The organism is Streptomyces sp. DH41 (genome assembly GCF_029813785.1).
Taxonomy (GTDB): domain Bacteria; phylum Actinomycetota; class Actinomycetes; order Streptomycetales; family Streptomycetaceae; genus Streptomyces.
Map to the genome: position 1 here is coordinate 41,867 of NZ_JARVKY010000007.1, position 18,968 is coordinate 60,834.

Sequence of the window (18,968 nt, forward strand, 5' to 3'; positions counted from 1 at the left end):
ATCACGAAGCATCACGAAGAATCACCACGAAGAATCGAAGAGACGACAAAGACGCACGCCGGGGAGCGCATATGCACATCAGGGGCGACCACGTCGAGCTGGTCGTCGGGGGCCGCCTCGACGTCCGCAGCGCGGCGGACGCCCGTACGGTCCTGCACTCGGCCGTCGACGACGGAGTCGGCGACCTGGTGCTGGACCTGACCGAACTGGACTCCTGGGACGCCACCGGACTCGGCGTGATCATGGGGGCCCACCGGCGGGCCGGCCGCTGCGGCCGGCGACTGGTGCTGCGCGGCGTACCGCCGCAGATGCAGCGCCTGCTGGTGGCCACCCGACTGCACCGGATCCTGGCCATCGAGGGCGGCATCGGCGTGGAGACCCTGCCCAGGGTGTGACGCCAGGGTGTGGCGCGAGGTTGTGACGCCACGGGCCGGTGTGGCCCGGTGGGCCGGGGAGACCCGGACACCACTCGGCGAACCGCCCGACAAACACCCGACACACGCAATCCTCACGAGACTGTGACGTCTTGGACGGGTCGGCACCCCGGACTGTCGGAGATACTGAGCGAAGGTTTAGGGTCTGGCTGCCCGCCACTTTGTGACCCACTGGCGGGACCGGACCAGAAGCGACAGCGCGGTGTGCGGCAAGGCCGGGAGGGGTGGTCCCGACCCGGGCCCGCACACGACGCTTTTGGGGGGCTTGAACCTATGGACCCGAACAACCGGGGACCCGAGGAGCACGGCCAAGACGGCGACCACCAGGCGCCGCGCCCACGCCCGCCCAGGGACCCCCTCACATCCGACTTCGGACAGCACACACCCGCGCTCGCCCGCACGGTGCAGCTCGTGTCCGGCGACTTCCTGCTCACCGTCAATCCCGTCGACGGCAGCGAGATCGAGGTCTGCCCGCCCACGGAGCGGCCCGCCCGGCCCGAGAAGCTCACCGCGGCCGAACGGACCGAGGCGGAGCGCGCCGCGAGGCCGCCCGTCCCACCGGGACCGGTCCGGACCGTGCTGGGCCTGCTGGCCCGCGAGGACGAGCGTGAACGCCTGGTGCGGCTGCTCGCCCGCGGCCGGTCCGTCCGCCTCACCGGCCCCGCCGGCTCCGGCCGCACCAGCCTCCTCGACGTCGTCGCCGAGGACTGCGCGGGCCTCGCGCCCGACGGAGTCGTCCGGCTCAGCGGCTTCCACCGCACGGCGGGCGACCTGCTCCACGACCTCTTCTACGCCGTCCACCGCGCGCCCCTGCACCGCCCGGAGCGCGACGAGCTGCTCGCCCGGCTCCGGGAGGTCGGCGCGGTCGTCGTCCTGGACGACGTCGAGTTCGGCGGCGCCGCCCTCGACGAGCTGCTGGACGCCACCCCCGAGTGCGCCTTCCTGATCGGCGCGACCCCGGACGTGCCCTCGCCCTCCGCCGACTCGGCCGTCGAGGAGGTCTTCCTCACCGGACTGGACCGCTCGGACGGCGTGGAACTGCTCGAGCGCGCCGCCGGCCGGACCCTCACCGACGAGGAGGCCAACTGGGCCGGCGACCTCTGGTTCGAGTCCGAGGGCCTGCCGCTGCGCTTCGTCCAGGCCGGTGCGCTGCTCCGCCGGCGCGACCGGCAGCGGGCCGGCGCCGACGCCGTCGACGAGTTCGGCGTCTTCGCCGACGCCCTCCCGGCCGACGACACGCCCTACGACGCCGCAGAGGCCGACGAGGTGCCCCTGCCGTCCCTCGGTGAGGCCGCCGCGCCCGCGCCGCTGCTCGCCTCGCGGCTGAGTGCCTCCGCGCGCGCCACCCTGGAGTTCGCCGTCGCGCTCGGCGGAGAGGTACCGCACCAGGCGCATCTGCCCGCCCTGATCGGCGACACCCACGCGGACGCCGCCCTCGGCGAGCTGACCGACTGCGGACTTCTCTCTCCGGTCGGCTCCCGCTACCGGCTCGCCGCCGGGGTGCTCGCCCAGCTGGAGAGCGCCGGATACGCCGACGACGTACGGGAACGGACGCTGGCCGCCGCCCAGCACTACGCCTGGTGGGCCGGGCATCCCTCGGTCACCCCGGAGCGGGTCTGCGCCGAGGCCGACGCCGTGCTGGCCGCCCTCGCCGTGCTGACGCCGGCGACGGTCCCGCCCGCGGACGACGAGGACAGCCCCGCCGTCCAGCTGGCCCGGACCGCGGCGCCCGCGTTCGCCGCCGGGCTGCACTGGAGCGCCTGGGAGCGGGCGCTGCGCTCCGGCACCGAGGCCTCCCGGCTCGCCGGTGACGTCGCCGAACAGGCCTACTTCCACCACGAACTCGGCGTCCTCGCGCTGTGCGAGGGACAGCTCGACCGCGCCCGCGCCGAGCTGGAGGCGTCCATCGGGCTGCGCGGCGCGCTGTCCGACAAGCGCGGTGCCGTCGCGGGCCGCCGCGCCCTCGCGCTGGTCGCCGACCGGACCGGGGACACGCCGGGCCTCGGCAGCGGCGCGGGCGCGTTCGGCGGAGCGGGAGCCGCCGCCGGATTCGGCGCCGTCGCCTTCGGCCCGACCGCGGGGGAGGAGGTGCCCGACGCCCGGAACGAGGAGTCGGCGTCGCCGCCCGGGGGCGTACCCGCGCCCTTCCCGCCGCTCCAGCCGCCTCCGCAGTCCCCGACCCTGGTCACCAGCCGGGACCCGTCCACCGGGCCGTCCCACAAGGCGGGCGTGAACATCAAGGGCTTCGCGCGGCGCAATCTGGTGGCCGCCGGAGCGGGCGCGCTGCTCGTCGCCGTGCTCGGCACGGTGGTGACCCTCGGCGCCACGTCGGAGAACGACGCCGGAAACCCCTCCGACCAGGTCGGCGTCAACCCGTCGGCCAGCCAGGGTGTCGACGACGGCAGCCTCGGCGCGGACCGGCCGGAGGACGACGGCGAGGGCTCGGGCGACACCGGCGGGGCGACCGGCCGGCCGACCGATCCCGGTCCGGACGGCACCCTCGGTACGTCGGACGACCCGACGCCGACGGATTCGGCGTCGCCGTCGGACGACGCGAGCGACTCGGGCGAGCCCGACGACCCGTCGTCGCCGGGCCCGGGCGACTCGGACGAGCCGGACGACCCGGACTCGCCGTCCAAGCCGCCCACGTCCGACGAGCCGCCGCCGGACCCGACCTCGCCGGAGCCCACCGACACGGAGCCGGACCCCGAGCCCAGCACGACCACGGACGAGCCCAGCACCCCTGAGGAGACGCCCACCAGCACGGCGCCGCCGCTGCCGTCGACCCCGGAGACGTCCAACAGCGCCAGCGGCCCCGTCACGCCGCCCACCACCGCCAGCTCCCCCGCCGGCACCGCGACCGCCTCGCAGAGCAGCACCGCGAGCACCGGGACGGGCACGGGGACGCCGAGCAGGACCGGATCAGCGACAAGCCAGATCATCTGACCGCTCGCCGAGGCGGCGAGGAACAGAGCGCGGAAGGGCCGGGTCCGTCACACGGACCCGGCCCTCCCGCACGTGAGGTGACGTGACGCGACGTGGCTCCCGCTCAGAACAGCCGCAGCTTGTCGTCCTCGATGCCGCGCATGGCGTTGTAGTCCAGCACCTGGCAGCCGATGCCGCGGTCCGTGGCGAGGACGCGGGCCTGCGGCTTGATCTCCTGGGCGGCGAAGACGCCGCGCACCGGGGCGAGATGGGGGTCGCGGTTCAGCAGTTCCAGGTAGCGCGTGAGCTGCTCCACGCCGTCGATCTCGCCGCGCCGCTTGATCTCGACCGCGACGGTCCGGCCCTCGGCGTCCCGGCACAGGATGTCGACGGGGCCGATGGCGGTCATGTACTCGCGGCGGATGAGGGTGTAACCCTCGCCCAGCGTCTCGATACGGTCGGCGAGCAGCTCCTGGAGGTGCGCTTCCACGCCGTCCTTGATCAGGCCGGGATCGACGCCCAGTTCGTGCGAGGAGTCGTGGAGGATCTCCTCCATCGTGATGATGAGCTTCTCGCCCGCCTTGTTGACGACGGTCCAGACGCCCTCCTCCTCGCCCGTGCCCTCCTTCAGGGTGCAGGGCGGCGACATCCAGTTGAGGGGTTTGTAGGCCCGGTCGTCGGCGTGGATCGAGACGCTGCCGTCCGCCTTGACCAGGATCAGCCGGGGGGCCGAGGGCAGGTGGGCGGTGAGCCGCCCGGCGTAGTCGACGGAGCAGCGGGCAATGACGAGACGCATGGTCGGCAACGCTACTCGACGCGCCCGGCCCGACGCGATTCGCCCGTGCCGGGGTGGCCCCGCGGGCTGCCCCACTTCTCCCATTGGCCCCACCTTGCGCACTGGCCGATTGTCTGCCTACCGGATGGGGCGCATATAGGCATTCTCCTGGTGCGGTCACGATCGGTTGCTTACGGTATTGAACGGGAGGTCGCGAGGTATGTACGCAGCGTGTTCAAAATCGCGCACTCCCTTAACTGTCCGGCAACCCCTGTCAGTCGGGGGTGCGAGAGGAGAACCCATGTCGCTCGACGTCTCACCGGCCCTACTCGAACAGGCCGAGCGAGGCGAGGTCGACGAAGCAGCCTTCGTCGACTGCGTCCGGACCTCCCTGCCCTACGCATGGGAGATGGTCAGCGCCCTGGTGGCACAGCTGAAGGTCGACGGCGGTGCGTTCGCCGACAACCAGACGCCCCCGCCGGACGAGCAGGCGCGCGGTCAGCTGCTGCGCGCGCTCGCGAGTGACGCCATACGCGGTGCACTGCAGCGGCACTTCGGAGTGCGGCTGGCCTTCCAGAACTGCCACCGGGTGGCGGTGTTCCCGTTGGACTCCTCCGTCGACGAGAAGCTGACCCGTTTCACCTCGGTACGCAGCCAGGTACTTAACCAGTCGCCCGAGTTCCGCGACTGCTGACGCGACGGTCGTCCGCTTGCCGTTCCGTACGAGGGAGGTGCAGTTCGTACCGGAGCGGCAAGCCCCCGCCCACCTTCTCAGCGGAGCTGGGGGAGTACTTCGGCTCCGAGCCGCCGTACGTTCTCCTCGGTCGCCGCGAGGTCTCCGGACCCCTCGACGAGCAGGGCGAAGCGGTTGATGCCGGTCCGCTCGCCGGTCGCCGCGAGCCGGTCCGCGCACAGCCGGGGCGGCCCCACCGGGTGCAGTCCGCAGAGCAGTTCGGTGTAGGCGTGCGGGTCGCGCATCCGCCGGGGGCGGTCGTCCACCGTGACATGGGCGCCGAGCCCCTGCCGAAGCCAGCCCGGCATGGCTTTGAGCAGGGTCTCCGCCGCGTCCGTGCGACGGTCCGCGATCTGGCAGACGCCGGCCGACACATGGCCCGCGTGGTCGATCTCCGCCGCCGGCCGCCGGGCCGCACGGGCGTGCCTGCGCCACAGGGCCACCATCTCGGCCTTCTCCTCGTCCCCGACGTGCATCCCGAGCAGCATCGGCAGCCCCCGCTCGGCCGCCGTGCGCACGCTCGCCGGGGAGGTACAGGCGACGACGACCTCCGGGCCCGCGCCCTCCGTCAGGGACTCGGAGGGGCGCGGCACGACGGGCACCTCACGGAACCTGAAGCGTTCGCCGAAGGCGCCGACGGCCGGTTCGCGCAGCCAGCGCACCAGCAGATCGAGTGACTCCGGAAAGCCCTCCTCGTACGCCTCCAGGCCCGCGCCGAACACCTCCAGGTCCACCCACGGGCCGCCCCGTCCCACGCCCAGCGAGAACCGGCCGCCGCTCGTGACGTGCAGCAGCGCGGCCTGCTCGCCGAGTGCCACGGGGTGGGCGGTGGGCAGTACGCTGACCGCGGTGCCGACCCGGATACGACGGGTACGGCCCAGCAGCAGCGCGGCCAGCGTGACGGCCGACGGGCATGTGCCGTACGGCACGAAGTGGTGCTCGGCCAGCCAGACCGTGTCGAGTCCCGCCTCCTCGGCCACCTCGGCCGAGCGGACCGCGCGGTGCAGCGCCTCCCCCTGGCCCTGGCCCGGGAACTGGGCGCCCAACACGAAACTTCCTACGCGCATTGCCTTTTCCTGCTTCCTCGGCTCCGACACGGAGCTCCCCCACAGGGCATAACCGTCTGACACGTGCCGAGGACACGGCCGGGCGGAGGGATTTGCGGATTGTCTACAGAATCAGCCGTTGTGGCGGTGCTGTATCGGCTGTCGCGAGGGGGCCGCGACGGCTCCCGCGCGAGCCCTCCGGGGGGAGTTGCGGTGGTTGGAGGCGTACGTGTACCCCTGTCCGTGCCGCGTAGGCTGGACGCCGCCCGCATTCCCCGAAGAGCTCCGTGAGGTGTCCCGTGTCCCCGCGTCGCAACCGACCCAAGGCAGCCGGTTCGTCCGGCCGGAGCGCCGAGGACGACGGCTCCGGCCGCTACGGCGGCTGGCAGTCGTCGGAGAGCTGGCAGGGCGAGGACTGGAGCGTACGGCATGTGGCGGGCGCGAGCGCCCAGGGCAAGTCGTACCGCTGCCCGGGCTGCGACCAGCTCATCCCGGGCGGTGTCCCGCATGTGGTGGCCTGGCCGGCGCACTCGGGCGTCGACGACCGCCGGCACTGGCACAAGTCCTGCTGGAACGCGAAGGACCGCCGCACCACGCGGGTGCAGCGGTCCCGTAACGCGCCGAAGTTCTGAGCGCCCCTACACGTTGCGCTGCTGAACCTTCCGCTCCTACACGTCCCGCTTCTCCAGCAGCGCGTACGCGCCGGCGTACGCGACGGCCGTCACGCCGAGCATGATCCACAGCGGGTCCCAGCCGGACGGACCGGAGTCACTGAGCGAGTTGGCGTAGAAGATGCTCATCTGGTTGGGGATCGAGTACTCGAACAGCGCCTGCTGCACGTCCCTGAGCGACTCGGTGAACATGAACAACGCGATCACCAGGGGGGCGAGCAGCGTCCCGATCATGATCGTGATGGCGCCCGCGGAGTGCCGGATGATCGAGCCGATGGCGAGCGACAGCAGCCCGAGCAGCGCGATGTAGAACGAGACACCGAACGTGGCCTTCAGCCACTCGCCGCCGGTGGGCGCGTCGGCCCCGTTGCCCTCCAGGAGCGCCGTGTGCGCGAGGGCGACGAGCGCCGTGCACACCAGCGTCACGACGAAGGCCACCAGGAAGAACACGATCGCCTTCGCCGCGAGGACCCGGCCGCGGCTCGGGCAGGCGGTCATCGTGGTCCGCACCATGCCGGTGCCGTACTCCGAGGCGGTGGTCATCACACCGAGGGTGATGACGCAGATGCTGCCGAGGAGCAGCCCGAAGAAGCCCAGCTCCAGGGAGTTCGCACCGGTGAGGTCGGACGAGGTGCTCGCCACCACCAGGCCGGTCAGCAGCCCGATGCCGACGACCAGCAGGACGAACACGCCCAGCGTCCACATCGTCGAGCGCACCGACTTGATCTTCGTCCACTCGGAGGCGAGCGCGTGGCCGAGGTGCGTGCGCACCACCGGGATCGGCGACGTGTAGGTGGGGTACGGAGATCCGGGCGCCGCCTGCCAGTCGGGTGCGGCCTGCTGCGTCGGGGGCTGGGGCGTGCTCATCGGGCGTCCTCGGACTTGGTCGGGTCGGTGACGGGCGCGGGCGCGGGGGACGGCGGGGGCGTGGGTGAGGGCGAGGGAGCGGCGCCGGGCGGCGCGGTGACCGGGGCGGGCGCCTGCTGCGGCTGCGGGGTCCGGGGGGCCTGCGGGGCCTGCGGCGCCTGCGGGATCTGAGGATTCTGCGGGACCTGCTGCGCCGCGTACGGGTTGACGGGCGGACCGCCCGGCACCGCGCCGGGCGCGGCCGGGGCGCCGTACGGTCCCGCCGGGGCCTGGCCCGGCGCGCCCTGGGGCGGCGGGAAGGGCTGGGAGCCCTGCTGGGGCGGCGGCGGGGCGTACCAGCCGGGCTGGCCCTGTCCGGGCACCGGCATCGGCGGCTGCGCGCCGGGCGGCAGCGGCTGCTGGAGCCCGGCCTTCTGGTCGGCGGTCGACCGGTAGTCCACGGCGCCCTGCGTCATCCGCATGTACGCCTCCTCCAGCGAGGCCTGGTGCGGCGACAGCTCCCACAGCCGTACGTCGCTGTCGTGCGCGATGTCGCTGATCCGGGGGAGCGGCAGCCCCATCACCCGCAGCCCGCCGTCCTGCTCGGGCAGCACCTGTCCGCCCGCCTCGGTCAGCGCGGACGTCAGCTTCTCGCGCAGTTGCGGCTCGCTGTCCGGCGTCCGCACGCGCGCGAAGTCGGCGGAGTTGGCCGAGATGAAGTCCTTCACGCTCATGTCGGAGAGCAGCTGGCCGCGCCCGATGACGATCAGGTGGTCGGCGGTCAGCGCCATCTCGCTCATCAGGTGCGAGGAGACGAAGACGGTACGGCCCTCCGCGGCGAGCGCCTTCATCAGGTTGCGGACCCAGTGGATGCCCTCGGGGTCGAGGCCGTTGACCGGCTCGTCGAACAGCAGCACCTGAGGGTCGCCGAGCAGTGCCGCGGCGATGCCGAGCCGCTGGCCCATGCCGAGGGAGAAGCCCTTGGAACGCCGTCTGGCCACGTCCTGGAGGCCGACCACGCCGAGCACCTCGTCCACGCGCCGGGCCGGGATGCCCGAGAGCTGGGCCAGGCTCAGCAGGTGGTTTCGGGCGGCCCGGCCGCCGTGCACCGCCTTGGCGTCGAGCAGTGCCCCGACCTGGCGGGCGGCGTTGGGCAGCTTGCGGTACGGGTGGCCGCTGATCGTCACATGCCCGGAGGTCGGGTTGTCCAGGCCGAGGATCATCCGCATCGTCGTCGACTTGCCCGAGCCGTTGGGCCCCAGGAAGCCGGTGACGGCGCCGGGCCGCACCTGGAAGGAGAGGTTGTACACGGCGGTCTTGTCGCCGTAGCGCTTGGTCAGGCCGACAGCCTCGATCATGCTCCGCACCCATCGAAAGGTTCAGGGACAGCAGGGCACACGCCCCCGTAAGGGTTAGGAGGATAACGAGGCGCTGACGGTTCCGTTCAAGCCCGGGCAAAATCCGGGCACGGACGGAACCCGTCCAGCGTCCGCCCGGTCCTCAGGCGTCCCGCTTCTTCAGCACAACGTACCCGCCGACGAGTGCCGCGATCACCCACACTGCCATGATCCCGAGGCCGCCCCAGGGACCGTACGGGACGTCGTCGTCGATCGGCGTGACCACCTGCATGATCTTGCTGCCGGCCTGGTCGGGCAGGAACCGGCCGATCTTCTCCGTCGCCGGGACGTTGCCCAGGATGTTGGAGATCAGGAAGAAGAACGGCATCAGGATGCCCAGCGACAGCATCGGTGAGCGCAGCATCGCGGCGACGCCCATCGAGAACATCGCGATCAGGGTCATGTAGAGGCCGCCGCCGATGACCGCGCGCAGCACGCCCGGATCGCCGATCGACGCCTTGAGGTCGCCGAGCATCGCCTGCCCGAGGAAGAAGGTGGCGAAGCTGGTGACCATGCTCACCACGAGGGCGAGCACCGTGGCCACGGCGATCTTGCTGAACAGGAAGGTGCCGCGTTGCGGCACGGCGGCCAGGGAGGTGCGGATCATGCCGGAGCTGTACTCGTTCCCCACGACCAGCACCCCGAAGACGATCATCGCCAGCTGGCCGAGGCTCGTCCCGGCGAAGCTGATGAAGGTCGGGTCGAAGGAGAGCTGGTCCCGCTCGCTCAGATTGCCGAACTCGCTCTTCGACAGCGCCGAGATCAGCATGCCGAGGGCGATGGTGACGACCACGGCGAGGCCCAGCGTCCACACGGTGGACGCGACCGACCGGATCTTGGTCCACTCGGACCGGACGACCTGTGTCGCCGCCATGCTCATCCCTTCCTCCAGTCGCTGCCCCACTGTTGCTGCTGCTGCGGCGGCACCGCGCCGGGCGGCTGCCCGTCGTGCGCGTGGTACTCGACGGACTCCGCGGTCAGCTGCATGAACGCCTCCTCCAGCGAGGCCCGCTGCGGGCTCAGCTCGTGCAGCACGATCTGCTGCCGTGCCGCCAGCTCCCCGATCGCCTCCGACCTGTCACCGTCCACCTCGAGGACCTCGGCACCGGCCTCGACGACCGTGATGCCCTCGCCGTGCAGGACGTCGAGCAGCCGCTCGCGCTGCGGGGTGCGGATCCGGACGTAACTGCGCGAGTTCTCCGCGATGAAGTCGGCCATCGAGGTGTCCGCCAGCAGCCTGCCCTGGCCGATGACCACCAGATGGTCCGCCGTCAGCGCCATCTCGCTCATCAGGTGGGAGGAGACGAAGACCGTACGGCCCTGGGAGGCCAGTGTCTTCATCAGGTTGCGGATCCAGTGGATGCCCTCGGGGTCGAGGCCGTTGACCGGCTCGTCGAACATCAGGATCCGCGGGTCGCCGAGCAGCGCGCCGGCGATGCCGAGCCGCTGGCCCATGCCGAGGGAGAAGCCCTTGGTCTTCTTCCGGGCGACCGCCGAGAGTCCGACCGTGTCCAGCACCTCACGCACCCGGTTGGCCGGAATGCCGTTGCTCTGCGCCAGGCACAGCAGATGGTTGTAGGCGCTGCGCCCGCCGTGCCAGGCCTTCGCCTCCAGCAGCGCGCCGATGTAGGTCAGCGGGTCCCTGAGCTGGTCGTAGTGCTTGCCGTCGATACGGACGTCGCCGGCGGTGGGCCGGTCCAGGCCCAGCACCATCCGCATGGTGGTCGACTTGCCCGCGCCGTTGGGTCCGAGGAAACCCGTGATGATGCCGGGTCTGACGGTGAAGGAGAGATTGTTGACCGCCACCTTCTCGCCGTACCGCTTGGTCAGCCCCTCGAGCTCGATCATGGCGCCCACGGTAAAACGGGACGAAGCCCACTGCCACCCCAGTGACAGAAGGCTTCGTCCTTGTTCCGTCCTTGTTCGGCCGGCGTACGTCCCGCGTCAGCGGGACTGCTGGGCCGGCACCCCGCGGGAGGCCGGCTCGTCCTCGGCCGGCGTACCGGCGGCGGCGACCGCGGCGCCCGTGAGCGTCGCCAGCATCTCGCGCACGTTGGTCAGCTGCGCGTTGATGGAGTCGCGGCGGTTGGTGAGGGCCGCGAGCTCGCGCTCCGATTCCGAACGGATCCGGTCCGCCTTCGCGTTCGCGTCGGCCACGATGTCCTCGGCCTGGCGCTGCGCCGTCTCGACGGTCTGGCGGGCGCGGCGCTCGGCGTCCGTGCGCAGCTTCTCCGCCTCCAGACGCAGCTGCTCCGCGCGGTGCTCGATCTCCGCGAGGCGCTTCTCGGCCTTGGCCTGACGGGAGGCCAGGTCGCGCTCGGACTGCTCCCGGCGCTTGGCGAGGTTCGTCTCGAAGTCGGCGGCGGCCTGGGCGGCCTTGGCGCGGGTCTCCTCGAAGAGGGCGTCCGCCTCCTCGCGCTTGGACTGCGCGTCCTTCTGCGCCTCGGAACGCAGCTGCGAGGCGTCGCTCTTGGCCTTCTCGACGATCCGGACGCCCTCGTCCTCGGCCTTGGCCTTGCGCTCCGCGGAGTACGATTCCGCGTCGTTGCGCACCTGCTGGGCCGCCGACTCGGCGAGCTCGCGGTGCTGCTCGGCCGCGCGCCGGGCCTCCTCACGCAGGTCCTTCGCCTCTTCCTCGGCGAGACGCAGGATCTTCTCGACCCGGGCACCGAGACCGGCGTACGACGGCTCGGCGTCGTTGACCTGGGCCTGGGCGTTCTGGGTTTCGAGGTGGAGTTCCTCGATGCGCTTTTCCAGAGCGGTGATGCGGGCGAGAGCGCTGTCACGGTCGGAGACGAGCTTGGAGATCCGTTCGTCCACCTGAGCGCGGTCGTACCCACGCCGCACAAGCTCGAAGCCGTAGGGGGAAGTGTCGCTCATGGGGTTCCTGTCGAAAGAGACCGGTGAGGTGATAGAGGGAATCCTAGGCGCCAATGCGGTGAGTCATCGAGCGGATGCACGTTTGGTACGGAGAATGACCCCTCTTTCGGGTGGCTGACCCCCGGAAGGCTTGCCAAAGTCATGGTCAAGGGTCTGGACAGCGATCCGGCCAAAGATCTCCAGGAGACACCCGATCCGCGCCCGGCGCTAGCCGTCTGACGACTTGCCACCCGAACGTGGGGCACCGACCGTTGCTCCCGCCTTGACCCCGTTGTCCTTGCCGCCGCCCGTCGGCGCCTCGAAGGACTCCAGCGCCTCCAGCACGTCCTGCACCCGGGAGATCTCCGCGTTGATGTCCTCGCGGCGCCGCACCAGGATCTCCAGCTCGCGCTTGCCCTCCTCGACCGTGTGCCTGGCCTCCTCGACCGCCTCGGCCTTGATCGCCTCGGCCTCCCGGACCAGGGACGCCTTCTTCTGCTCGGCCTCCTTGAGCAGCCCCTCCGCCTTCTTGACGGCGGCGATACGCACCTTGCCGGCCTCGGAATTGGCCTCCGACACCAGCTCCTTGGCCTTCGCCTCCGCCTTGGCCAGCTGCTCCTCGGCGGCCTTGACGAGCGCGTCGCAGCGGTCGCCGGCCGACTTCATCGTGTCGGCGGCCTCGCGGCGGGCCCGCTCGTGCAACTCCTCGATCTCGGAGGTGAGCCGCTCGCGCAGCTCCTCCGCGCGCTCCCTGATGGCGGTCGAGTCCCGGCGGGCCCCGACCAGCAGCTCGTCCGCGTCCGTACGGGCCTTCTCCACCCGGGTGTTGCCCTCGACCGTCGCCTCCGCGACGATCCGGTCGGCCTCCGTGCGGGCCGCGCCGACCATCGTGTCGGCCTGCGACTCGGCGTCCGCGGTGGCCTTCTGGGCCTGCTGCTGGGCCTCGGTGAGCAGCTTGTCGGCCTCGGCCGTGGTCTCCGTGATGAGCGTGTCGACCTGCTCGGCCGCCTCCGAACGCCGCTTGTTGGCGTCCTTGCGGGCCTCGTCGAGGGTGCGCTCGGCCTCCTCGCGGGCGGCCGTGGTGACCCGTTCGGCCTCCGCCGCCGCCTCGGTCCGGACGCGTTCCGCCTCGGTGCGCAGGCGTTCGGCGTGCTGCTGGGCGGAGCCGACCGTGTCGGCGGCCTCGGCGCGCAGCCGCTCCGCCTCCCCGGTGGCGTCCGAGATCAGCTGCTCGGCCCGGGCACTCGCCTCGGCCCGGACCCGGTCGGCCTCGGCGACCGTCTCGGCCCGAAGCCGCTCCGCCTCGCCGGCCGCCTCCGTGCGTACCCGCCCGGCCTCGTCGGCCGCCTCGGTGCGGACGCGCTCCGCCTCCGTGACGGTCTCCGTCCGGAGCCGGTCGGTCTCGGCCACCGTCTCCGTCGTCAGCCGCTCCGCCTCGGAGCGCGCCTCGGTGATCAGGGTGTCCGCCTGCGTCGCCGCGTCGGACCGGATGCGGTTGGCGTCCTCGCGGGCGTCCGCCCGGGTACGCGACGCGGACTGCTCGGCCTCGGCGATGGCGTCGGAGGCCTCCGTGCGCGCCCGCTGGGCGTGCTCGGAGACGTCCGCACGGATCCGGTCGGCCTCCGTGATGGCCTCGGACACCGTCCGCTCGGCCAGCGCCTTGGCGGCCTCCGTCTCCTCCTGCGCCTCGTGCCGCAGCCGTCCGGCGTCCTCGCTCGCCCGCTCCCGCTCCGCGTAGGCGTCGGCGCGGACCCGGTCCGCCTCCTCCTCGGACTCGCGCCGGACGCGCTCCGCCGCGTGCTCGGCGGCGCTGCGCAGTCCGGTGATCTCCTCCTGGGCCTGCTCGTGCAGCCCGGCGACGGACTCCCGTACCTGTGTCGCGTGCTGCTCGGCGGCCGACACCATCTCGGTCGCGCGCCGGTCGGCCTCCTCGACCAGCCTGGTCGCCTCGGCCTGCGCCTCCTCCACGCGGTTGCGCGCCGAGGCCAGCAGCTCCTCGCTCTGCTCGCGGGCCCGCTCGCGCTCCTGGTCCGCCTCCTGCCGGGCGTCGCCGAGCAGTTCCTCGGCCTCGCGGCGGCGCCGGGCGGCCTCCTCCTGGGCGGCGGCCAGCGTCTCGGAGGCCTCGGCGGCGATGCGCTCGGCGGCGCTCTGCGCCTCCGCCCGCACCCGGTCGGCGCTCTCCTGCGCCTCCGACTTCAGCCGCTCCGCCTCGCCCGCGGCCTCGGACCGCAGCCGTACGGCGACGGCCTCGCCCTCCGCGCGGGAGGCGGAGGCGTCCGCGGCGGCCTCGGTACGCAGCCGCTCGGCCTCGGTCTCGGCCTGCTGCTGGAGCGTACGGATCCGCTCGGCGGCCTCGGTGCGCAGCCGCTCGCTCTCCTCGGCGGCCTCGCGGCGGATCCGCTCGCCCTCCTCGCGGGCCTCGGTCAGCGCCTGCTCGGCCGCCGTGCGGCGTTCCTCGGCCTCGGTCTGGAGCCGCGTCAACTCCTCGGCGGCCTCCTCCCGGCGGGCCTCGACGGCACGCTCGGTCTCCTCGCGCAGCTCGCGGGCGGTGCGCTCGGCCTCGGCCTGGAGCTCCTCGGCCCGCTCGGCGGCCTCCGCGCGGTGCCGCTCGGCCTCCGCGCGGGTGCGCTCCAGGGTCTCCTCGGCCTGCCGGCGCAGGGTCGTCGCCCGCTCGATGGCCTCGGCACGGACCTTCTCGCCGTCCGCCGCCGCGGTCTGCCTGAGCTCGTCCGCGTCCGCCTTGGCCTTGGCGAGCAGCTCCTCGGCGGTCTTCGCGGCCTCCTCGATCTGCGCCACGGCCTCCTTGCGGGCCTCGGCGCGGAGCTTCTCGCCCTCTTCGACCGCGTCGGCCCGCAGCTGCTCGGCCTCGCCGCGCAGCCGGCGCGCCTCCTCCTGCAGCTCGACCGTCTTGGCGCGGTACTCCTTGGTGTCGTCCTTCGCCGCACCCTTGAGCTGGGTGGCGATGTCGTGCGCCTCGGCGCGCAGCCGGTCCGCCTCGGCCTCGGCCTCGGTGCGGATCCGCTCGGCCTCCTCGGTGGCGGCCTTCGTGGTCCGCTTGGCGTCCTCGGACGCCTTGTTCAGCACGTCCTCGGCGGTCTTGGCCGCCTTGGACAGCTGGGTGGCCGACTCCTCGGCGGTGATCGTGCGGGCCTTCTCGGCGGCCTCGGCGACGATCCTCTCGGCCTCGGCGCGGGCGTCCGCGACCAGCTGCTCGGCCTCGGACTTCGTCGACTCGGCGTCCTTGGTGGCCTCGCCGACCAGCCGGGCGACCTGCTCCTTGGCGGTACGGGTGCGCTGCTCGTTGGTCTGCTCGGCGCTCGCGAGCGCCTTGGCCGCGGATTCCCTGGCCTCGGTGAGCACCTTGTCGGCCTCGGTCTGCGCCTTGCGCAGCGCCTCCTCGGCCTCGGTCATGCGCTGCTCGGCGGTCCGGCTCAGCTCCTGGACCTGGCGGCGGGTGGCCTCCGACTCGGTGGCGGTGGAGCTGCGCAGCTGCTCGGCGTGGTCGGTGGCCTCCTGCGCCTGCTCGGAGGCCGCGTTCAGCAGCCGCTCGGCGTCGGCGCGGGCCCGGCGCAGGATCTGCTCGGCCTCACCGCGCGCGCTCTCGGCGTCGCTGCGCAGCCGCTGCCGGGCCTCGGAGGTCAGCCGCTCCGCCTCCGCGCGGGCCGCCGCCATGGCCTGCTCGGCCTCGGCCCGGGACTCGTCGAGCAGCCGGCGGGCCTGCTGCTCGGTGCGGGCGCGCAGCTGCTCGGCCCAGGCCACGTTCTCGTTGACGTGCGACTCGACGGTCCGCCGGCGCTCGGCCAGCTCCTGGTCCAGCTGCTGGCGCCGGGTCACCGCCTCCTGGTGCAGCTCGGACTGGAGCCGGGCGGCCTGCTCGGCGTGCTCCTGGAGGATGCGCTGGGTCTGCGCCCGCGCCTGGCTCAGCTCCCGCTCGGCGTCCGAGCGCAGCTGGTCGGCCTGCGTCTGCGCGTTGCGCAGCAGCTGCTCGGCCTGGTACCCGATGTCGCCGCCGTCGAAGGCGGGCCGGGACATGATGGTGCGCCGCGCCTCGTGCAACTTGGCGCGCAGCACCTCGACCTGGTAGCCGAGGTCCTCGGCGTGCTGGATCGCCTTTTCCCGCTCGGTCTTCAGCCGCTTCATCTCGGCCTCGAACCGAGAGAGGTGGTCGACGTCAGCCGCCGGCTCTCGCTCCTGGCTCTCGTAGCCCCGCACTGCGCGGTCCCATCCGTCCCCTGGTCGCAAATCTTCCCGAACGAGCTCCGTCCGTCCGCCGGACGGGGCCCCCGGGGAATGGTGTCAGATCAACGGCGGAGCATGCGCTTCTGCCCCGGCGTTCGACCCCCGAAACACGACCCCGGCGGTCCCGCCACCACAGACGACAGGACCGGGTCACCCTGGACTGAGCGGCGACCGCACCCAACCCTACCGGCCCATATGTACGAGAGTCAGTGCTCAGGTGACTCAACGGCCGCCGAAGTGACCAGTTCTGTCAGTACGCCATGGCAGTCCTTGGGGTGCAGGAAGGTGATCCGCGACCCCATGGAACCGCGCCGCGGCTCCTCGTACAGAACGCGTACGCCCTTGCCCCGGATGTCCGCGGCGTCCGCGTCCACGTCCGCCGTGCCGAAAGCGATGTGGTGGACGCCCTCGCCGTTCTTGGCCAGCCACTTCCCGACCGCGGAGTCCTCCCGGATGGGCTCCAGGAGCTGGAGGTACGAGGCGCCGCCGTCCGACGTATCGTTGATCTTGAGCATGGCCTCACGCACACCCTGCTCGTCGTTGACCTCGGTGTGGAACACCTCGAAGCCATAGGTGGCACGGTAGAACTCGACGGTCGCGTCGAGGTCGTGGCAGGCGATTCCGATGTGGTCGATTCGCGTCAGCATGCATTGATTGCAGCGCTCCGGAGGTGGTTACGCAACGTGCGCGCGATCACACCGACAGCCCGGTGACGGGCGGGATACCGCTCAGTACATTCGAGTAAACCCTCGTTCACTCCTCGGCCTGTGCGGGCCGGAAAAGGGGATCGCAGCTCATGTCTTCCGCAACTTCTGGAACGAACGGCACGACCTCCGTCATCGTCGCGGGTGCCCGCACCCCGATGGGGCGGCTGCTCGGCTCGCTGAAGTCCTTCTCCGGAGCCGACCTCGGCGGCTTCGCGATCAAGGCCGCCCTCGACCGTGCGGGGATCGGCGGCGACCAGGTCCAGTACGTGATCATGGGCCAGGTGCTCCAGGCCGGCGCCGGGCAGATCCCGGCCCGCCAGGCCGCCGTCAAGGCCGGCATCCCCATGAACGTCCCGGCGCTCACGGTCAACAAGGTGTGCCTCTCCGGCCTCGACGCCATCGCGCTCGCCGACCAGCTCATTCGCGCCGGCGAATTCGACGTGGTCGTCGCGGGCGGCCAGGAGTCCATGACCAACGCCCCGCACCTGCTGCCGAAGTCCCGCGAGGGCTACAAGTACGGCGCCGTCCAGATGATCGACGCCATGGCCCACGACGGCCTGACCGACGCCTTCGAGGACATCGCCATGGGCGAGTCCACCGAGAAGCACAACACCCGTCTCGGCATCGCCCGCGACGCCCAGGACGAGATCGCCGCCCTGTCCCACCAGCGCGCGGCCGCCGCCCAGAAGAACGGCGTCTACGACGCCGAGATCACCCCGGTCGAGATCCCGCAGCGCAAGGGCGACCCGGTCCTGTTCAGCAGGGACGAGGGCATCCGCGGCGACACCACCGCCGAGTCCCTGGGCAAGCTGCGCCCGGCCTTCTCGAAGGACGGCACGATCACCGCGGGCTCCTCCTCGCAGATCTCCGACGGTGCGGCGGCCGTGGTCGTCATGAGCAGGGCCAAGGCCGAGGAGCTCGGCCTGGAGTGGATCGCGGAGATCGGCGCCCACGGCAACGTGGCCGGCCCGGACAACTCTTTGCAGTCGCAGCCGTCCAACGCCATCCAGCATGCCCTCAAGAAGGAGGGCCTGGAGGTCGGCGACCTCGACCTGATCGAGATCAACGAGGCGTTCGCGGCCGTCGCCGTGCAGTCAATGAAGGACCTCGGCGTATCCACCGAAAAGGTGAACGTCAACGGCGGTGCCATCGCCCTGGGCCACCCCATCGGCATGTCCGGCGCCCGGCTCGTGCTGCACCTGGCGCTCGAGCTGAAGCGGCGCGGCGGCGGCGTCGGCGCGGCGGCCCTGTGCGGCGGTGGCGGCCAGGGCGACGCGCTGATCGTGCGGGTACCCAAGGCCTGAGCGCGCGGTACGACTTTCTCACCCAACGTCGCTGAACGGAGCTGTGATGCAGGACGTCTCCTCGCTGGTCGCCCAGGCCAGGGAAGGCCGGCCGCGGGCCGTGGCCCGGCTGATCTCCCTGGTGGAGGGGGCGTCCCCGCAGCTCAGGGAGGTCATGGCGGCCCTCGCGCCGCTGACCGGCGGGGCCTACGTGGTCGGTCTGACGGGCTCGCCGGGCGTCGGCAAGTCCACCTCCACCTCGGCCCTGGTGACGGCGTACCGCAAGCAGGGCAAGCGGGTCGGCGTCCTCGCCGTCGACCCGTCCTCCCCCTTCTCCGGCGGCGCCCTGCTCGGCGACCGCGTCCGGATGTCGGAGCACGCGTCCGACCCGGGCGTCTACATCCGGTCGATGGCGACCCGCGGCCACCTCGGCGGCCTCGCCTGGTCGGCGCCGCAGGCCATCCGCGTCCTCGACGCGGCCGGCTGCGACGTGATCCTCGTCGAGACGGTCGGCGTGGGCCAGTCCGAGGTCGAGATCGCCTCCCAGGCCGACACCTCCGTCGTCCTCCTCGCCCCGGGCATGGGCGACGGCATCCAGGCGGCCAAGGCCGGAATCCTGGAGATCGGCGACGTCTACGTCGTCAACAAGGCCGACCGCGACGGCGCCGACGCGACCGCCCGCGAGCTGAACCACATGCTGGGCCTCGGCGAGTCCCGGGGCCCCGGCGACTGGCGCCCGCCCATCGTCAAGACGGTCGCCGCGCGCGGCGAGGGCGTCGACGAGGTCGTCGAGGCCCTGGAGAAGCACCGCGCGTGGATGGACGAACGGGACGTCCTGGCCGAACGCCGCCGGGCCCGCGCCGCCCGCGAGGTCGAGACCATCGCCGTCACCACCCTGCGCGAACGCATCGGCGACCTCCACGGAGACCGCCGCCTCGGCGCACTGGCGGAACGCATCGTCGCGGGCGAGCTGGACCCGTACCGCGCGGCGGACGAACTGGTGGCGGGGCTGACGACGAGCGGCTGACGCCGAGGCCGGAAACGCCGGTGCGG

The 18,968-nt window shown here is 72.3% G+C and carries 15 protein-coding genes; 6 read left to right on the forward strand and 9 right to left on the reverse strand.

Features of this window, described 5'->3' with window-relative positions:
* The first annotated feature begins 71 nt into the window (after window positions 1-71).
* Window positions 72-395, forward strand: coding sequence for an STAS domain-containing protein (locus tag QC283_RS13695; RefSeq protein ID WP_279561763.1), 324 nt, complete (start codon window positions 72-74; stop codon window positions 393-395).
* Between the two features lie 312 nt (window positions 396-707).
* Window positions 708-3,380 carry an ATP-binding protein gene (locus QC283_RS13700; RefSeq protein WP_279561764.1) on the forward strand — a complete coding sequence of 891 codons (2,673 nt, stop codon included), beginning with the start codon at window positions 708-710 and terminating at the stop codon, window positions 3,378-3,380.
* A gap of 103 nt (window positions 3,381-3,483) precedes the next feature.
* Here the strand turns inward: QC283_RS13700 and nucS are convergent, their stop codons facing one another.
* Window positions 3,484-4,155 carry an endonuclease NucS gene (nucS, locus tag QC283_RS13705; RefSeq protein ID WP_053137172.1) on the reverse strand — a complete coding sequence of 224 codons (672 nt, stop codon included), beginning with the start codon at window positions 4,153-4,155 and terminating at the stop codon, window positions 3,484-3,486.
* A 280-nt stretch (window positions 4,156-4,435) separates the two neighbouring features.
* On the opposite strand from nucS, the gene QC283_RS13710 reads away from it, so the two are divergent.
* Window positions 4,436-4,828 carry an SCO5389 family protein gene (locus QC283_RS13710; RefSeq protein ID WP_230070388.1) on the forward strand — a complete coding sequence of 131 codons (393 nt, stop codon included), beginning with the start codon at window positions 4,436-4,438 and terminating at the stop codon, window positions 4,826-4,828.
* Between the two features lie 77 nt (window positions 4,829-4,905).
* On the opposite strand, the gene QC283_RS13715 is transcribed toward QC283_RS13710, so the two are convergent.
* A complete protein-coding gene (locus QC283_RS13715) occupies window positions 4,906-5,934 on the reverse strand; it encodes an LLM class flavin-dependent oxidoreductase (RefSeq protein WP_279561765.1) in 1,029 nt (342 codons plus the stop codon).
* Window positions 5,935-6,212: 278 nt separating this feature from the next.
* Here QC283_RS13715 and QC283_RS13720 point away from each other — a divergent pair, with 278 nt between their 5' ends.
* Window positions 6,213-6,545: an ATP/GTP-binding protein gene (locus QC283_RS13720; protein ID WP_279561766.1), complete on the forward strand. Its 333-nt coding sequence runs from the start codon at window positions 6,213-6,215 to the stop codon at window positions 6,543-6,545.
* A 36-nt stretch (window positions 6,546-6,581) separates the two neighbouring features.
* Here the strand turns inward: QC283_RS13720 and QC283_RS13725 are convergent, their stop codons facing one another.
* From QC283_RS13725 to mce, 7 genes are all read right to left on the reverse strand, one after another.
* Window positions 6,582-7,451: an ABC transporter permease subunit gene (locus tag QC283_RS13725; RefSeq protein ID WP_279561767.1), complete on the reverse strand. Its 870-nt coding sequence runs from the start codon at window positions 7,449-7,451 to the stop codon at window positions 6,582-6,584.
* On the reverse strand, window positions 7,448-8,788 hold the full coding sequence (locus QC283_RS13730; RefSeq protein WP_279561768.1) for an ABC transporter ATP-binding protein: 1,341 nt from the start codon (window positions 8,786-8,788) through the stop codon (window positions 7,448-7,450). The genes QC283_RS13725 and QC283_RS13730 overlap by 4 nt, the downstream gene beginning before the upstream one ends.
* Window positions 8,789-8,930: 142 nt before the next feature.
* The gene (locus QC283_RS13735; RefSeq protein ID WP_279561769.1) at window positions 8,931-9,707 is read right to left on the reverse strand and encodes an ABC transporter permease; all 777 of its coding nucleotides are present in this window, start codon (window positions 9,705-9,707) and stop codon (window positions 8,931-8,933) included.
* Entirely contained in the window at window positions 9,704-10,675 is a 972-nt protein-coding gene (locus tag QC283_RS13740; protein ID WP_279561770.1) for an ABC transporter ATP-binding protein, read from the reverse strand. The genes QC283_RS13735 and QC283_RS13740 overlap by 4 nt, the downstream gene beginning before the upstream one ends.
* 96 nt (window positions 10,676-10,771) lie before the next feature.
* A complete protein-coding gene (locus QC283_RS13745; RefSeq protein ID WP_279561771.1) occupies window positions 10,772-11,707 on the reverse strand; it encodes a cellulose-binding protein in 936 nt (311 codons plus the stop codon).
* A 207-nt stretch (window positions 11,708-11,914) separates the two neighbouring features.
* Entirely contained in the window at window positions 11,915-15,898 is a 3,984-nt protein-coding gene (gene scy / locus QC283_RS13750) for a polarized growth protein Scy (protein ID WP_279561772.1), read from the reverse strand.
* A gap of 233 nt (window positions 15,899-16,131) precedes the next feature.
* Window positions 16,132-16,572: a methylmalonyl-CoA epimerase gene (mce, locus tag QC283_RS13755; protein ID WP_279561773.1), complete on the reverse strand. Its 441-nt coding sequence runs from the start codon at window positions 16,570-16,572 to the stop codon at window positions 16,132-16,134.
* 149 nt (window positions 16,573-16,721) lie between these two features.
* Here mce and QC283_RS13760 point away from each other — a divergent pair, with 149 nt between their 5' ends.
* Both QC283_RS13760 and meaB read left to right on the forward strand, forming a co-directional pair.
* Entirely contained in the window at window positions 16,722-17,936 is a 1,215-nt protein-coding gene (locus tag QC283_RS13760) for an acetyl-CoA C-acetyltransferase (protein ID WP_279561774.1), read from the forward strand.
* 46 nt (window positions 17,937-17,982) lie between these two features.
* Complete coding sequence (meaB, locus tag QC283_RS13765) at window positions 17,983-18,942, forward strand: methylmalonyl Co-A mutase-associated GTPase MeaB (protein WP_279561775.1); 960 nt, start codon at window positions 17,983-17,985, stop codon at window positions 18,940-18,942.
* The last annotated feature ends 26 nt before the right edge of the window (window positions 18,943-18,968 follow it).

Excerpts from the sequence above, each read along its gene's own strand:
- QC283_RS13695 (WP_279561763.1), top strand. The coding sequence starts at position 72 with ATGCACATCAGGGGCGACCACGTCGAGCTGGTCGTCGGGGGCCGCCTC.
- QC283_RS13700 (WP_279561764.1), top strand. The coding sequence starts at position 708 with ATGGACCCGAACAACCGGGGACCCGAGGAGCACGGCCAAGACGGCGAC.
- nucS (WP_053137172.1), bottom strand. The coding sequence starts at position 4,155 with ATGCGTCTCGTCATTGCCCGCTGCTCCGTCGACTACGCCGGGCGGCTC.
- QC283_RS13710 (WP_230070388.1), top strand. The coding sequence starts at position 4,436 with ATGTCGCTCGACGTCTCACCGGCCCTACTCGAACAGGCCGAGCGAGGC.
- QC283_RS13715 (WP_279561765.1), bottom strand. The coding sequence starts at position 5,934 with ATGCGCGTAGGAAGTTTCGTGTTGGGCGCCCAGTTCCCGGGCCAGGGC.
- QC283_RS13725 (WP_279561767.1), bottom strand. The coding sequence starts at position 7,451 with ATGAGCACGCCCCAGCCCCCGACGCAGCAGGCCGCACCCGACTGGCAG.
- QC283_RS13730 (WP_279561768.1), bottom strand. The coding sequence starts at position 8,788 with ATGATCGAGGCTGTCGGCCTGACCAAGCGCTACGGCGACAAGACCGCC.
- QC283_RS13735 (WP_279561769.1), bottom strand. The coding sequence starts at position 9,707 with ATGAGCATGGCGGCGACACAGGTCGTCCGGTCCGAGTGGACCAAGATC.
- QC283_RS13740 (WP_279561770.1), bottom strand. The coding sequence starts at position 10,675 with ATGATCGAGCTCGAGGGGCTGACCAAGCGGTACGGCGAGAAGGTGGCG.
- QC283_RS13745 (WP_279561771.1), bottom strand. The coding sequence starts at position 11,707 with ATGAGCGACACTTCCCCCTACGGCTTCGAGCTTGTGCGGCGTGGGTAC.
- mce (WP_279561773.1), bottom strand. The coding sequence starts at position 16,572 with ATGCTGACGCGAATCGACCACATCGGAATCGCCTGCCACGACCTCGAC.
- QC283_RS13760 (WP_279561774.1), top strand. The coding sequence starts at position 16,722 with ATGTCTTCCGCAACTTCTGGAACGAACGGCACGACCTCCGTCATCGTC.
- meaB (WP_279561775.1), top strand. The coding sequence starts at position 17,983 with ATGCAGGACGTCTCCTCGCTGGTCGCCCAGGCCAGGGAAGGCCGGCCG.